Source organism: Rhodococcus sp. FH8, assembly GCF_019266085.1.
GTDB classification, from domain to species: domain Bacteria; phylum Actinomycetota; class Actinomycetes; order Mycobacteriales; family Mycobacteriaceae; genus Rhodococcus_F; species Rhodococcus_F qingshengii.
Window position 1 is genome coordinate 18,815 of sequence record NZ_LPNQ01000080.1, and the last position, 14,980, is coordinate 33,794.

Consider the following 14,980-nt stretch of genomic DNA (forward strand, 5'->3'; position numbering starts at 1 on the left):
CGTCAAGTTTCGGTCAACTCAACTGGACGAAAGATGCTGCACTGTCGCGAAAGTTCTCACTGGATACCGTAGTTCCGGTTGTAAATCGTTGGGTAATAGTGGCATTGGGCCATGAGTGGAATGCTGAACGGCGAATTCGATTGGTACGGTGAGTTGAATCGGTCGAGTCGACGCTCACCGATTGACCACATTTGTCAAACTCGGCGAAACAGCCTGTCGGTCAGGTGGTTAACTCCTGGTGTGCTTGCCCGATCGTGGCGGTCAGGTGTCGATACCTAACTGTGATTGTGATGGTCGCAACTATCAGTGTTGCGGGCCCTGTTCGCCCCGCTGAGCGTCGATCAGATCCATCGCATCCTTCAGACCCAAGCCCGGATGCAGTTCGCGTAGTGCCTTGATTGCCGGAATACGGTCGTCAGTCGACGCGAGTGCGCTACGGACGTCGTCGGCGGGTATTTCGGTGGGGGCAGTCGTCCCTTCCCACCACACCGACTGAGGTTTGTTCCTGTTTCGCCAGGCTTGGCCTGCGTAGTACGCAGACCCGACCGTCGCGAAAAGCCAGATTGCGAGGAATGTCCAATTCCAAGCTGTGGGTTCTGTGATGACCTTGTCGATGGTGCTTGGGCCGAAGAAAACGAGAAGCCAGGCCAGCACGATCGTCTGCCACCATCGCTCGACGCGCCTGCTCGGATTCCACCACTCGGCCATCGATCGATACTCGCACAGTGCTGCGGTTTCGATGCGACGATGGAGATCATGGAGATTCGTGATGCGGTGGAGCGATTTCGAGGGGAATCAGGGACCTCGACGATCTTCGGAGAACCGCACCAGACCAGCGACGGATCGACGATCATCACGGTTTCGCGTCTACACCGGCGGTGGCGCCGCGACCCGATACCGGTGCCAGTGGGAGTGTTCTCGATCCACGAGGGTGAGCCGTCGTGGTCACCGGCCGTCGATCACACCAGGGCGGCTTTGATGGGGGAGTTCATCGGGTTGGCGGCCGCAGTGATCGCAACTCTGGCCGTTCTACGTCGTCCGCCCTGGCCTGATGTGACGATTCAGAAGGGGTGACCCAGAATTACGCCGATCAGTTGGAACGGCATCGCGAGGAACATCGATCCGACGTAGAGCGGATAGCGAATCGGATCGCCGGCGAGGTAACCCTCGGCGAGCCAGGCCATGACGTCTGCTGATCCCATAGTCGTTACTTCCCTTCGCTGTTGTGGTTCACCGACATTTTCGGTCGTGGGAGTTGTTTTGTTACAAGCGAACTCGAAGGAGGAGTACATGTGAAGGCAGTTTCGACGCAGCAAACGTCGTCAAGCGAGATCCCCGGGGGCGGTGTCCTCTAACAGCTAAGTCTCGATACTTGGCACTGTGCCGTAGTGAAATCTGTGCATTCTGCACATGTCGGGACAATTCGGTGAGCCCTACAGTCGCTGCATGACAACGACACCTTCTCCTCTCTCAGGCAAGACCGTCGTCCTGATCGGCGGCGGAACAGGCATCGGGCTGCGAGTGGCGCAGCTTGCCGTCGACGCCGGCGCGCAGGTAGTTCTCGGTGGCCGAACCGCATCCAAGCTCGAAGCAGCGGCCGCGCAGCTGGGTGAGGCTGCGCACTGGTTCACCGTCGACACCTCCGACGACGACTCGGTGAAAGAGTTCTTCACCAACATCCCCAGCGTCGATGCTCTCTTCACCACGGCTGCCGATTACCAGGTCGGCTCGTTCCGTGAACAGAGCGTCGAGGAAGCGGCGTCGCCGTTCACCTCCAAGTTCTGGGGGCAGTACCGCGTCGTGCACGCTGCGCTCGACAAGCTGACACCCACCGCATCGGTGGTCCTCATGTCCGGCGCTGCCAGTGTGCGGCCACCCGCAGCTGCCGCGGCATACGTTGCAGCCAACGCGGCAATCGAGGGGCTCGGGCGGGGGCTGGCGGTCGAACTGTCGCCGATCCGCGTCAACACTGTCGCTCCCGGAACCATCGACGGGCATCTGTGGGCTCAGCGCCCGGCGGAGGTTCGGGAGGCCGCGTTCACCTGGAGTGCCGAGAACAACGTGCTCGGCCGCGTCGGGAACGAAGGCGAGATTGCACAAGCGGTGTTCTATCTCTTCACCAACACGTACACAACGGGTTCCACGCTGTACCCCGACGGCGGGTACGCGTTGCGTTAGACCCGTGCCATTTGGCGACTGTGTGAAATGACGACTGTGCGAAATGCATTGTCGTAACACGAAGAAACGCCAATTCGCCCATAGGCGTGACCCCTGCCACATTCGTACCGTCTTCTCCGAGAACACTTCCCAACTATTCGAGGAGTCCGTCATGAAAAACACGTCAGCGACCGCCGCCGGCGGTGAAGTGTCCGACGGTGACGACTACGCGCTCACCCGCGTTCCCGACGAAGCACGGTATTCGTGGTTCTCGGTGGCAGTACAGCGATTCGGTCAGGTGTCGGCACTCGCACAGTTCTTGCTCGGTGCCACGCTCGGCTACGGTATGACGTTCTGGAATGCCTTCTGGGCATTGACAGTCGGGGCGGTGATTCTCGAGGTCGTCTGTATTTTCATCGGCATCATCGGGGTTCGTGAAGGGCTCAACACATCGGTGGTCGCACGCTGGTGTGGATTCGGGCACTCAGGTTCCGCGGTGATCGGTTTAGTGATCGGGGTCAGCCTGATCGGTTGGTTCGGCATTCAATCTGCTGTCTCTGCATCAGGTTTGCACGGAATCATGCCGTTTCTGCCGCAGTGGGCGTGGGCTTTGGCCTTCGGTCTCCTGATCACCGCGATAGTCCTTCGCGGGTTCGGATCCATGCAACTGATCGCCAACATCACCGTTCCGCTGTTCCTGATCCTGGTCGGTTGGGCCGTCATCGCCGAACTGCGTAATCACTCGCTGTCAGATCTGATGACATCTGCGCCGGCCGGGCCGGAGCTCAGCTTCCTCGCCGGAACTACCATCGTCGCAGGCGGTTTCATTGCCGGAGCAGTGATCACACCTGACATGACGCGCTTCAACCGCACGGCAGGCGATGTCGTGAAGCAGACGCTCGTCGGAATAACGTTGGGCGAATACGTGATCGGGCTGACCGGTGTTCTTCTTGCCCATGCCGTTCGCAGTTCCGACATCGCCACGATCATTCTCTCGTCGGTCGGTTGGGTCGGCGTTCTGATCATCGTTCTCGGCACCTTCAAGATCAACGACTGGAACCTGTACAGCTCGGGGCTCGGCGTCGTGAACTTCATCGACGTCGTGTTCGGTCGACGGATCAATCGCGCAGTTGTCACAGCAGTTGTCGGCATCACCGGTTCGGTCCTCGCGGCTGCCGGAATCCTCAACTCGTTCACCGACTTCCTGATCCTGTTGGGCGTCGGATTCCCGCCGATCGCCGGGATCATGGTGGCGGAATACTTCATCGTCAAGACATGGCGCAAGGATCTGGAGGAGAGTCGAGCTGCGGGTACCCTCCCGAACTCGGCACCCACTTGGGTACCGGCCACGCTGGTGATCTGGATCGTCTCGGCGCTGATCGGTCATTACAGCACCTTCGGCCTGCCGTCGATCAACGCGGTGGCCTCGGCCTTCGTTCTCTACGTCGTCGCGGGTCGACTCGGCCTGATTCGCGGAGTCGGACGCACCGCAACCGAAGCGCCGCAAGAGACTTCGGGAAAATCTGCGCTCACGCACTAGCACGGCACACACTGTAGAAGGGAGTTCGCGATGCGAATCGGAATCGACGTCGGTGGTACGAACACCGATGCGGTCCTGATGGACGGGACCACCGTCATCGGGCATGTCAAACACTCGACCAGCAAGGACATCACCGGCGGAATCGGCGGAGCTCTGACGGCGCTGCAGCAGCAGTACTCGTTCTCTCCCAGCGCTGTTCAAGCAGTGATGATCGGCACGACGCACTTTCTCAACGCTCTCATCGAGCAACGCGGACTTGCACCGACAGCGGCTCTGCGATTGGGGCTTCCGGCGACCGCGGCGCTTCCGCCGATGGTGGGGTGGCCGCGAGACCTGGTCTCCGCTGTGCAAGGAAGGCGCTACCTCGCTCACGGTGGGCACGAGTTCGACGGTCGTCGTATTTCGTCGCTGGACCCCGACGAGATTCGCCGCCATGCCGCCGATATGGCTCGCAGCGGTACTCGTTCGGTCGCAATATCTTCGGTGTTCTCTCCGGTCAATCTCGAATGCGAAGCGGCCGCCGCGGAGATCGTGCGTGAGGAACTCGGCCCGGACGTCGCAATTTCGCTCTCGCACGAGATCGGTCGAGTGGGTCTACTCCAGCGGGAGAACGCGACCATCATCAATGCTGCGCTGCGCGAGCTCGCCGATCACATCGTCGACGGTCTTGCCCGATCTTTGGTCGAGCACGGCATTGTCGCGCCGCTGTACCTGAGCCAGAACGACGGAACCTTGATGGACATCGAGTACGCGAGGCGTTATCCGGTGGCGACTTTCGCTTCGGGGCCGACCAACTCCATGCGAGGTGCCGCTGTTCTGTCCGGTCTGGCCAGCTGTGCGGTGATCGACATCGGGGGCACCACTACCGACGTGGGCGTATTGACCAACGGTTTCCCCAGAGAAGCCACCACGGAGGTGACGGTCGCGGGGGTACGGACCAATTTCCGTATGCCGGACGTCTTCTCGATCGGTATCGGTGGTGGTTCGGTGGTGGATGCAGACGGACTCACAGTCGGACCCGAATCTGTGGGATACGAATTGGGTTCACGGGCAATCGTATTCGGCGGTGACACGTTGACGGCCACCGACATAGCCGTCGCGGCAGGCTTGGTCGACGTCGGAGATCGCAGTGCGGTGGCGCACCTCGACCGCGGCCTGGTGTCGACGGCACTCGACCGGATCTCGCGCCGAGTCGCCGACGCCGTGGAACAGATGCGGACCACGTCGGATCCACTTCCCGTTGTGGCGGTTGGCGGGGGATCGGTACTGCTGGAGCGTGAACTCCCGGGCCTGGGAACGGTGATTCGTCCTGAGCGCTTCGATGTTGCCAATGCGATCGGCGCTGCGATCGCGCAGGTCAGTGGTGAGGTAGATCGAGTCGAAGCGGTGCGGGACGGGCACCGGCAGGTTTTTGCCGACGATGCTCGCCAGGAGGCGATCGATCGGGCAGTCGCCGCAGGCGCACGGCCCGAGTCGGTGCAGATCGTGGAGTTCGACGAGGTCCCGATTCCGTATCTGCCGGGCAACGCAACGCGTATTCGAGTGAAGGCAGTCGGTGACTTGGCACTGCACAGTGGTTTGGTCTCCACCGGTCAGGAGGGCTCACGATGAGTTGGACACTACGAACGGCGGACCTCGACGACCTCGCCAGGGGCGCAGCCTTGTTGGGCACCGGCGGCGGGGGAGATCCGTTCGTCGGTAAGATGTTGGTCACGCAGGCGCTCGGTGAGGCCGGTGAAATCACAATTCTCGATCCGGAGGAGCTTGACGACGACGCGTGGGTGATTCCCGTCGCGCAGATGGGTGCCCCGACCGTCGTGGTCGAAAAGATGCCGCGCGGAACCGAACCCGAGCTGGCGCTGATCACGTTGGAGAAGCACACGGGTCGAACTGCAGATGCCACGATGCCGATGGAGTGCGGCGGAATCAATTCGATGATTCCGTTGCTGGTGGCCGCACGGCGCGGCCTGCCGGTTGTCGACGCCGACGGGATGGGACGAGCCTTTCCTCAGCTCGAGATGGAAACCTTCTCGGTGTACGGGATTTCGGCGAGTCCGCTCGCCATGGCGAACGAGCACGACGAGGTGGCGATCTTCGACACCGGAAGTGACAACAGCAGATTGGAGGGCCTCGCCCGCGGGGTGACGTCGAGGTTCGGTGGGATGGCGCACATCGCGCAGTACTCGATGACGGGTGCAGATGTGAAGCGGACGGCGATCCCACGGACTCTGTCGTTGGCCATGACCATCGGCCGGTCCATCAGACTTTCACGTGAGCAGCGGGTGGACCCGGTTCAGGCGCTGGTGGACGGTCTCGCCGACACGCTCTACGGATACGGGCGAGTTCTCTTTCACGGCAAGGTTATCGATGTCGACCGGCGAACCGATGAGGGGTTCGCTCGGGGTTCGGTGCGGATCGCCGGCGTCGGAGACGAAGAGCTGGAAGTTCAGTTCCAGAACGAGAATCTGATCGCCGTGCAATCCGGAGTGATGGTGGCGATCGTGCCAGACCTTATCTGCATCGTCGAGGCCGATACCGCCGAACCCATCACCACCGAGGGCTTGCGGTACGGGCAGCGCGTTGCGGTCATCGGGATCGCGACCCCACCCATCATGAGAACCCCGGAGGCACTGGCGGTGTTCGGTCCGGCAAGTTTCGGACTCGATCGCCCGTTCCTGCCGGTGGAGACACTCGAGCAACCTGTACTGGCAGAATAGCGAGCCGTGAGCAGGCTGCACGCGGTCCGGGAGGCCGACCTCGACGCGATCGCAGCGGGGGCGGTGGTCCTGGGCTGCGGCGGGGGCGGCGATCCACGCCTGTTCGTGGAAATGCTGCGTCCACTGATGACGTCTACTTCGGTGGAGGTCATCGCGCCGGACCAGTTGCCGGAGGAGGCATTGGTGATGCCGGTGGGAATCGTCGGATCGGCCCTGGCTTTGGAGGAGCAATTGCCCTCCGGGCGTGAGTTTGCAGATACTGCAGCAGCTTTGACGCGCTGGACCGGGAAGCGTCCGACCGCGGTGATGACTTTCGAAGGCGGTGGACTCAACGCTCTCTCCGGCATTGCGGCGGCGTTGGCGTTGGGAATTCCCGTGGTCGACGCGGACCTGCTGGGTCGAGCGATGCCGCGGCTCGATCACTTCTCTCTCGCCGCAGCCGGGTTGGAATTGTGCCCGGTCACACTCGCCCAGCCCGGCGGCCTCATTACCGTCGTCGACGGAGTGGATGTGCTGGGCGCCGAGGTAGCAGTGCGGTCGTTGATCGGGAGAACCAGCGGTTGGGGCGCTCTGGCGATCGCGTCGATCGATGCGCGGACGGTGCAGGAGGCGTGCATTCCGGGAACTCTCTCCCGAGCATACGAACTGGGTCAGCACATCGGGGCACTGGGCAGTTGGCAGGAGATCGCGGAAAGCTCCGGGGCCCTGGTAATGGGGACTGGCCGGGTGCGTGCGGTCCGTCGTAGTCGTCCGGACACCGGCGATCGTCGGGGCAGCGTGATTCTCGAACACGATTCTGCGGTGATACGAGTCGAATTCGAGAGTGAGTTCCTGACCGTCGCGTTGGACGGCGAGATGATTGCAACGTGCCCGGACATCGTGACGTTGCTCGACGTGCGGACCGGCGCCTTCGTCTCGTGTGAATCCGTGCACCAGGGGCACGATGTGGCCGTGTTGGTTCTTCCCGGTCCACAGTGGTGGGCGGAAGAAGTGGGCAGATTGAAAGTTGTCGGCCCGCGGGCATTCGGGATCGACCACGACGCAGTGCTGATGGAGGCGCGATGAGCGCGAGTGTTTCGGCGTTGCTGAACAACCCGGCCTTTGTCGGGCTGTATCGACTGGCCGGGGAGGGTGATCCCGTCGTGACGACAGTGGGAGCACTCACCGGGGAATCGGCACAGTCGGCCGAGGCCGTGTCGGATGCGGCGAGTTCAGGATCAGTTCTGGTGATTCTCGATCGAATCGACATCGGGGAGTGGAGATTCGACGCTCTCCTTCGGCGCACAGCGGCGACCGGCTGCCAGGTGGTCGCTGTGCACAGCACTGCGGCGGAGGATGCGAATCTCTCGTTGCTTGCCGATCGGCTCGGACTGGTGGTGCTCGGAGTATCCGACCCGTGGCAGTTCAGCGTGGATCTTCGTGATCTTCTCTCGAATTCGCGGGCGGTGATGGCCGACGCAGTACTGCGGGCGACACACGCGGGCCAACGAGCCGGAGGAAGCGTCGAGAATCTTCTGTCGGTGCTACTGAACACCTTTCAGCGTTCATTCTTTCTCCTGGACTCGTCCGGACGTCCGATGACCGGCGCCGACCTGTTGTCAGACACTGATCGAGCAGCCGCCGGTATGTTGTCGGGTCGCGGGGCGCCCACCACGGTCGAATTGGACTCCGGCGGGGTCCTGATTGCGTGCCCGGTGATGTCCGGCGCAGCCCGAGAGCCCTGGCTGGCGGTGCTACTCCCGGTGCGTCAAAGCGTCGAAGAGGCTTCTCTCTCAGTGGTTCTCGACGTGGCCTCGTTGGCTGCCGGGCACCGACTGGCCGTTGCGCGCATGGTCGACGAGCGTGAAGCGCGCCGGCGTAGCGCGTTGCTCGGTGAACTGATCGACACGTCAGCAGACGCCACACCCGGACTGCTCCGGCGCGCACTCGACGCGGGTTGGATGCTGGACGGCTGGCACATCGGCATCAAAGTCCTGGCGGTCGGTGAGGTCGACCTGGTGGCAAGACGCAGCGAGGTTGCAGATGCTCTCGCCGCCGAGGGAATCGACGCCAATGTCGTGGAACAGGCTGACGGCTGGGCGGCGTGGACGACTCTGCCAGGTGAGCCGCGACCGGAGGCGATCACCAGGATCGCCGAGTGCATCCGTGCAGCTCAGGCCAGGTTGGAACCCACGATGGAGACCTGGGTAGGTGTGGGACGCGCACACGACGGTCCGGCTGGAATCGGTTCGTCCCTGTCGGAGGCCGGGGATGCCGCTCGGCTCGCCGGTTCCCGATCTCAAACAGGTCGATTCCTGCACGTGGACCGCCTCGGGCTGGCGCAGTTGCTGCTGGCGTGGACGCGAACCGACACCTTCCAGCCTGCGGCCGCGGCATTGCTCGCACCGCTACGCGATTCCAATGGAGAGTTGCTCGAGACTCTGTCGACGTACCTCGACGAAGAATCGTCTCTGGCTCACACCGCAACCCGAATGGGCTTGCACCGCAACACCGTATCGAGTCGGATCGATAGAATTCAGCGCCTTCTCTCGGTCGATCTGGCCGATCCGGAAACCAGGCTTGCGCTCCACCTCGCCTGCCGGACGATCGCGCCGTGACGACGGTCTTCGCAGCTTCGTCTTGACAAGCGCGGGAGGTTCCTGCCATCCTCGTTGCCAGGTCACGAGTACCAGTGTTCAGCCCCGGCTTGCTGGTCGGCAACCCTCCTCCGCGGTGGGGTGCTCCGGGTGACGACCCGGCTGCGTTCGAAAACGAATGCGGCAAGCGCGGACTCTTCCGGGGCCATCTCCCGACGAACGAGTCCTTGAACGTGAGGATTGTCTTCGATGACTGCTGTATTGAGTGCCGACACCTGCTGCACCACCGCGATTGCCAAGGTTTCGGGTGCCGACCTGCAGGTTCCATTGGTTCAGGGCGGCGAATGCTCCTACGCCAACTTCGACTACGCGGCCAGCGCGCCGGCATTGGCCCAGGTCACCGACCGTATCGCCGAATTGTTGCCCACGTACGCCAGCGTCCACCGCGGTGCCGGCTACGCGTCCCGGATCTCCACGCTCACCTACGAGAACGCTCGTGAATCCGTTGCTCGTTTCGTGAACTGTGCCGACGATCAGGTTGTCGTCTTCACCCGGAACACCACCGATTCGCTGAACCTGCTTGCGCAGTGCGTCCCCGGCAGCACCGTCGTCCTCGACGTCGAGCATCACGCAAACCTGTTGCCGTGGAACGACGCTCGTATCGTCACCGCCGCAGACACCATCGAAGAAACGATCGAGCGTCTGATCGGTGAACTGTGCACCAAGCCTGCCGCGCTGCTCGCAATCACCGGGGCCTCCAACGTGACCGGTGAGATCCTGCCGATTGCACGTTTGGCTGACATCGCTCACCGTTGCGGCGCACGTATCCTCGTCGACGCTGCTCAGTTGGCTCCCCACCGTCGCATCGACCTGCAGGAATGCGGCGTCGACTACGTAGCGTTCTCGGGCCACAAGCTGTACGCGCCCTTCGGCGCCGGCGTTCTCGTCGGCCGCCGTGACTGGCTCGACGAAGCTCAGCCGTACCTCGCCGGCGGCGGCGCCGTGCGTGAGGTGACCGTCGAATCCACCGAGTGGGCTTGCGCGCCCGCACGCCACGAGGCGGGTTCCCCCAACGTGCTCGGTGCGGCAGCCATCGCGACCGCCTGCGAAACCCTGCACGCCCTGGACTTCGACGTGATCGCCGAGCATGAGAAGGCGCTCACCGCCCAGCTCACTGACGGCTTGTCCGCCATCGAGGGCGTCTCACTCGTGCGACTGTGGAACGACGCTCCCGACGCCGTCGGAATCGTCACCTTCACCGTCGACGGATTCGAAGCGGGCGAGATCGCCGCATTCCTCTCCGCCGAGCACGGCATCGGAGTTCGCGACGGTCGCTTCTGCGCACATCCGGTTCTCGCGCGCCTCGGCCTCTCCGGCGGTGCAGTTCGCGCCAGCCTCGGCCTCGGTAGCAGCTCGGACGACGTGACGCGGTTGGTCGACGCCGTGAACATCCTGGTTTCGAATCAGCGTGATTGGAAGTACGCGAAGACGGCAGGTGCGTGGAACCCTGTGCCCGAGACCCGCCCCTTCCTCGGAGCCGCAGACGACAATGCCGGCGCAGCCGAGTGCGTCTGAGCTGAGCTCGGTCCCCGAAAACTCGAACGGACAACTAGCATGGCAGCCATGGCACCAGCGGATTTTCCCGCCACCCCTTCGAGAGTGAGCATCACTCTCGGTCAGTGGTGCCGTCGCCATGTCGATCTGTGCCGCACCTCTTCAGGAATGTGTTCGAGCTGACGATTCGTCTCGCTCATCCCATACTTTTCTGATTTTCGGAGGTCTCACATGTCTTCACTCGCTTCGCATTCTCTGCACGTAGCGGTCGAGTTGACCGGATCCGGTCACCATCCGGCCGCTGAGGGCGCACCCGGCAACCTGCCCATCATCGGCGGCGACTACTGGGTGGACCTCACCGAGGGTGAAAAGGCTCTCGATTTGGCTTCATTCCCTACCAATGTGGTTCGGATTCGCGCTGCGGATCTGCGTGAGGCACAGCTCGAACGCGCACGGATACGTGCTGCCGTCGCTGAAGAAGGACGCGATCCCGACAGCGTCGCAGTGCTGGTCGATCTCGAGATTCTGATCGCGCCGGAGGCTCGCTCCGCTCGTAAGGAGCTTGCGCAGTTGGACAGCGCGTTGACCTCGCCGCGGGTTCCCGTTTCGCTTCATTACGTCGGAACGCCTTCCGGTCTCGGCAGTTTGATCGCCGATATCCGAGCTGCGGAGGTCGCCGACGGCGTTACGTTGCTGCCTCTCGCATTGCCTCGCACGCTCGAGCATCTGGTGGACAGCACCATTCCGTGGCTTCAGGATCGCGGACTTGTCACACCGTCCACCGCAGTCGACGAGGTTCTCGGGCGTTTCGGACTGCCGCCCCGTCAGCGCACGCTTGCGTCCTGATCGTCACCGATTGCATCTGCGTACAGGTGGAACAGCGACGGTAATTCGTCGGCACCGTCCACCTGTGCCAGAAGCGTCCAGCACTGCGCAGTGATCGACCGAGCCCTCGTGCCGATCCAGTTGGTGGGCAGTAGTTCCGGCGGCAACAGCGGATCCGGTTCCATGGCGCGCGTGAATTCCGCCGCGAGTTCGATGGTCATCGTGACAGCATCGGTACCCGGACTGTTCTGCAGTTTGTGCAGGCGTGCGGTCGCTACGTCGAGTAGCCGTTCGTATCCGTCAGCGATCTGGTCCAGTGGCCACAACTGCGCGGCAATCTCCACGGGGTCTTCGAGAGTGCCCACTTTCAGATCTCGAGTGGTGAGAGAAGACAGGTGCTGTTCGACGTCGAGTTCGGCGGCCGCATCGCGAATATACGGTTCCCAGGCGTGCGGCGAGACGTACAGACCGCCCTGGACGAGCGCGCCGCCGAGGTAAACGACCCTGGTGCGCAGCGCATCTCGCGCCTTCCGTGACGACTCCGGAATTGCGAATCCGGCCAGGTGCCAATACCCGTCCCACGGCGTCACAGTGTCGCGGTCTTGTTGATAGGCCAGCCGAACGAAGTCGACGTCGGGTTCCATCTCGCGCAGGGCTTTCGGCGTTGCTCGTAGCGTGGCCTGCCGCCCGCGACCTTCCTGAGTGAACTTCCCCTCGGTGACCAACCGCTTGATGCACAGCCGAACCTGTTGATCAGTTTTGCCGAGGGCGTCGGCGGTGGCATAAAGGGTGCGTCCGTCGACAGTTCCGTCCGTGCGCAGTAGTCCCTCGATCAAGATCCTCGTGGGTACATCGACGTCCCTGTCGGTCATCGCCATGTCCTTTCCTAGCTTCTCGACATCTTCGCCCACAACTGTACTATCGAATGCAATACGATCGTTTCAAATTCGTACGTTAGGGCGGGAAGATGGCAGCGGAATCGATGAGCGAGGGCAAGAGTAAGCCTCGTTTACGCAGGTGGATGGTTACTTCCCTGGCGGTGGTCGTTGTTCTGATCGCGACTCTGGTGGGCTGGACGCTGTACCAGAACACCTATGACATCCGTGAGGAAAAAGTGACGATCACCGGGGGACCGGTGCCGCTCCAGGGAGTCCTTGCACTGCCCGAACACGGTGACGGTCCCTTCGGGCTCGTGGTTTTCGTCCACGGAGACGGCCCGGTCGATGCAACACATGAGACGTTCTATCGACCGGTGTGGGAGGCGTTCGCAAAGGCCGGGTACGCGTCACTCTCCTGGGACAAGCCGGGGGTGAATGGGGCACCGGGCAATTGGCTCGACCAGAGCATGGACGATCGCGCGGCGGAAACGGACGCGGCAATCGAGTGGGCGCGGGGACGTTCGGATATCGATCCGTCTCGGATCGGTCTGTGGGGTGCAAGCCAGGCAGGGTGGGTGATGCCCAAGGTGGTGAACCTCGACCCGGACGTAGCGTTCGTCATTGCCGTGGGTCCGGCGATCAACTGGCTCCAACAAGGTGAATTCAATACCCTTGCCGAGCTTTCAGAGAGAAATGCGTCGGCCGACGAGTTCGAGAAAGCGCGGGTCGATCGTGCGAAGAACTTGGATCAGTTGGCCCGTGATGCATCGTTCGACGATCTCGTGGCCTCCGGCGAGGCCGACGGTCTCACCGAAGACCGGTGGAACTTCATCCGAAAGAACTACCTCTCGGATGCGCGAGCCGATCTCGAAACCGTGAAGGTTCCGGTGCTCTTGATCATCGGCGGACAAGACGTCAACGTCGACGTGGCTGATACCGAAAGGGTGTACCGCGAATTACTCGACTCGCCAGGGCAACTGGTGGTCAAGAAGTACCCCGACGCCACTCACTCGATTGTGGAGAAGGACCTCGAAGACTCGGAATTGATGTCGGCTCTGGTGGCCGTTCTTGCTCCCCGTTCGATCTTCGCTCCCGGCTATCTAGCGGATCAGACTGCATTTTTGGAGGGAATTCATGGCTGACGGAATCACGGTTGTCGCACTGGGCGGTGCCGGCGCCATGGGCTCGGCAGCAGTTCGTCTGGCCGCAACATTGCCGGGAATCGGCAAGGTAGTAGTCGCGGATCGCGATATCGATGCTGCGAAGCGTCTTTCAGTTGAACTGGCGCAGGCGTCAGCGGAAGTCGAGGCGCGCCGCATCGACGTCACGGACGGTCGCACGCTACGTGAATTGCTTGACGGCGCAGACGTGGTCGTCAATACGGTCGGACCGTTCTTCCGTTTCGGCGTCGGCATTCTCCAGGCAGCGATCGAGACCGGGACTCACTATCTCGACATCTGCGACGACTGGGAGCCGGCCGTCGACATGCTGGAATTGGACTGTGCCGCGAGGGGAGCCGGAATCTGTGCGGTAGTCGGCATGGGCGCAAGTCCCGGGATGAGTAACCTCCTGGCCGCGATGGCAGTCTCGCGATTGGACGTGGTCGACGATCTGTATACAGCCTGGCCGGTTGATGTCGAGGGCGAGGACGAGTCGGTGGACACATTGAGTGCAGCCGCCGTTCACTGGATGCAGCAGATCAGCGGCCAGGTTCCGGTGGTTCGTGCGGGGCGAATCGTCAACGAAGAACCATTGCGTTCCATCGCACTCGAACTGCCCGGCGGACGTCGGGGGAACGCTTACGTGGTCGGGCATCCGGAGCCGGTGATGTTTCATCGGACCATCAAACCTGCGGGGCATTCGGCAAATCTGATGGTCATCACTCCGGAAACCGTGGCGTTTCTCGACGTTCTCCGCGCCGACATCGACAAGGGGAGAATCGATCTCGACTCGGCCGCTGAAGAATTGGGCAAGCCCTCGCTCCGGCGGATGATCCGTGCTGCGCCTCGAATGCTCACGCGCGCCGGCCACGGATCCTTGCCGTTGTTTTTCGCCTCGGCCACAGGGGCGCTCGAAGGTCGAGAGATGCGCGTCGTGGCACGGATTGCCGACGATTCGCCGGTATCGGAGTTGCTGTCGGACATGGCCGGTGCAACCGGAATCCCCTTGGCGCTCGGCCTTGCTCAGGTGGTGTCCCGGCTCGCCGACGGAACGATTTCGGATCGGATCGGTGTGCACTCACCCGAGAGCGTCGTCGACCCGGAAGTTCTGTTCACTGCGCTGGCGCGGTTGTTCGATCGAACCGACTGGAGTGAGATCGTCACCGTCGAATCCGAGTTCCGCTAGTCAGTTCGCGGCGTGTGATCCGATGCGACTGCGGATTTCGGTCTCTACGCGATCGGCGTCCTTGGGGCTGAACGAAGGCGCTCCGTGGCCGGCGAGAGTGAGTACCACCGCGGTCTCCTTCCACGGGCGTGAAAGATCCAGGCTGTACCACGAGCTGAAATCTGTTGTTCCCCAAATTCGTAAGCGTCCGCTCAGCCATGACATGACTCCGAGGTCGACGGATTCGATCTGTGAGTACGGAACGAACTTGCTGACAAACGGGAAGTAATAGTGGCGGATCGTGACGCCCTGATCGTCGATCCGGACGGTCCTGTCCTCGTAGATCGTTGATGTCCCTGTACTCACAGTGAAAACCCGGTCCCTGCTGTTCGGCGCTCTCGGCGGATG

General features: G+C 62.3%; 15 protein-coding genes and 1 riboswitch. Of the genes, 11 read left to right on the forward strand and 4 right to left on the reverse strand.

The annotated features are described in order from the left end of the window. Positions 1 to 303: 303 nt before the first annotated feature. Positions 304 to 708, reverse strand: coding sequence for a hypothetical protein (locus tag ATN38_RS26815; RefSeq protein WP_064111474.1), 405 nt, complete (start codon positions 706 to 708; stop codon positions 304 to 306). A gap of 39 nt (positions 709 to 747) precedes the next feature. On the opposite strand from ATN38_RS26815, the gene ATN38_RS26820 reads away from it, so the two are divergent. Continuing rightward, the gene (locus ATN38_RS26820; RefSeq protein WP_039972778.1) at positions 748 to 1,074 is read left to right on the forward strand and encodes a hypothetical protein; all 327 of its coding nucleotides are present in this window, start codon (positions 748 to 750) and stop codon (positions 1,072 to 1,074) included. Here ATN38_RS26820 and ATN38_RS26825 read toward each other — a convergent pair. Further along, entirely contained in the window at positions 1,062 to 1,202 is a 141-nt protein-coding gene (locus tag ATN38_RS26825; RefSeq protein WP_003941170.1) for a hypothetical protein, read from the reverse strand. The genes ATN38_RS26820 and ATN38_RS26825 overlap by 13 nt on opposite strands. Before the next feature lie 244 nt (positions 1,203 to 1,446). Between ATN38_RS26825 and ATN38_RS26830 the strand changes: the two genes are divergently transcribed. The 8 genes from ATN38_RS26830 to ATN38_RS26865 all read left to right on the forward strand — a co-directional run bounded on the left by ATN38_RS26830 (position 1,447) and on the right by ATN38_RS26865 (position 11,390). Next, positions 1,447 to 2,178 (forward strand): SDR family oxidoreductase, encoded by a 732-nt coding sequence (locus ATN38_RS26830; RefSeq protein WP_208689926.1) that lies wholly within the window; start codon positions 1,447 to 1,449, stop codon positions 2,176 to 2,178. A 151-nt stretch (positions 2,179 to 2,329) separates the two neighbouring features. After that, positions 2,330 to 3,697: a cytosine permease gene (locus ATN38_RS26835; RefSeq protein WP_218749000.1), complete on the forward strand. Its 1,368-nt coding sequence runs from the start codon at positions 2,330 to 2,332 to the stop codon at positions 3,695 to 3,697. Between the two features lie 30 nt (positions 3,698 to 3,727). Then, the gene (locus ATN38_RS26840; RefSeq protein WP_218749001.1) at positions 3,728 to 5,308 is read left to right on the forward strand and encodes a hydantoinase/oxoprolinase N-terminal domain-containing protein; all 1,581 of its coding nucleotides are present in this window, start codon (positions 3,728 to 3,730) and stop codon (positions 5,306 to 5,308) included. Continuing rightward, the gene (locus ATN38_RS26845; RefSeq protein ID WP_003941165.1) at positions 5,305 to 6,414 is read left to right on the forward strand and encodes a DUF917 domain-containing protein; all 1,110 of its coding nucleotides are present in this window, start codon (positions 5,305 to 5,307) and stop codon (positions 6,412 to 6,414) included. The genes ATN38_RS26840 and ATN38_RS26845 overlap by 4 nt, the downstream gene beginning before the upstream one ends. A 6-nt stretch (positions 6,415 to 6,420) precedes the next feature. Beyond that, on the forward strand, positions 6,421 to 7,479 hold the full coding sequence (locus ATN38_RS26850) for a DUF917 domain-containing protein (protein ID WP_003941148.1): 1,059 nt from the start codon (positions 6,421 to 6,423) through the stop codon (positions 7,477 to 7,479). After that, complete coding sequence (locus tag ATN38_RS26855; protein WP_054187864.1) at positions 7,476 to 9,011, forward strand: CdaR family transcriptional regulator; 1,536 nt, start codon at positions 7,476 to 7,478, stop codon at positions 9,009 to 9,011. The genes ATN38_RS26850 and ATN38_RS26855 overlap by 4 nt, the downstream gene beginning before the upstream one ends. Before the next feature lie 60 nt (positions 9,012 to 9,071). Continuing rightward, a riboswitch (SAM riboswitch) is annotated at positions 9,072 to 9,186 on the forward strand. A 53-nt stretch (positions 9,187 to 9,239) separates the two neighbouring features. After that, a complete protein-coding gene (locus tag ATN38_RS26860; protein ID WP_050655922.1) occupies positions 9,240 to 10,565 on the forward strand; it encodes an aminotransferase class V-fold PLP-dependent enzyme in 1,326 nt (441 codons plus the stop codon). Between the two features lie 210 nt (positions 10,566 to 10,775). After that, positions 10,776 to 11,390: a hypothetical protein gene (locus ATN38_RS26865; protein ID WP_003941149.1), complete on the forward strand. Its 615-nt coding sequence runs from the start codon at positions 10,776 to 10,778 to the stop codon at positions 11,388 to 11,390. Here the strand turns inward: ATN38_RS26865 and ATN38_RS26870 are convergent. After that, positions 11,369 to 12,247: a PaaX family transcriptional regulator C-terminal domain-containing protein gene (locus ATN38_RS26870; protein ID WP_218749003.1), complete on the reverse strand. Its 879-nt coding sequence runs from the start codon at positions 12,245 to 12,247 to the stop codon at positions 11,369 to 11,371. The two genes, ATN38_RS26865 and ATN38_RS26870, sit on opposite strands and share 22 nt — an antisense overlap. A 143-nt stretch (positions 12,248 to 12,390) precedes the next feature. On the opposite strand from ATN38_RS26870, the gene ATN38_RS26875 reads away from it, so the two are divergent. Both ATN38_RS26875 and ATN38_RS26880 read left to right on the forward strand, forming a co-directional pair. Further along, complete coding sequence (locus ATN38_RS26875) at positions 12,391 to 13,389, forward strand: S9 family peptidase (RefSeq protein ID WP_172403419.1); 999 nt, start codon at positions 12,391 to 12,393, stop codon at positions 13,387 to 13,389. After that, entirely contained in the window at positions 13,382 to 14,593 is a 1,212-nt protein-coding gene (locus ATN38_RS26880; RefSeq protein ID WP_218749005.1) for a saccharopine dehydrogenase family protein, read from the forward strand. Before ATN38_RS26875 ends, ATN38_RS26880 begins: the two co-directional genes overlap by 8 nt. Here the strand turns inward: ATN38_RS26880 and ATN38_RS26885 are convergent, their stop codons facing one another. After that, positions 14,594 to 14,938, reverse strand: a complete 345-nt coding sequence (locus ATN38_RS26885; RefSeq protein ID WP_003941188.1) for a hypothetical protein — start codon at positions 14,936 to 14,938, stop codon at positions 14,594 to 14,596. Positions 14,939 to 14,980 lie beyond the last annotated feature (42 nt).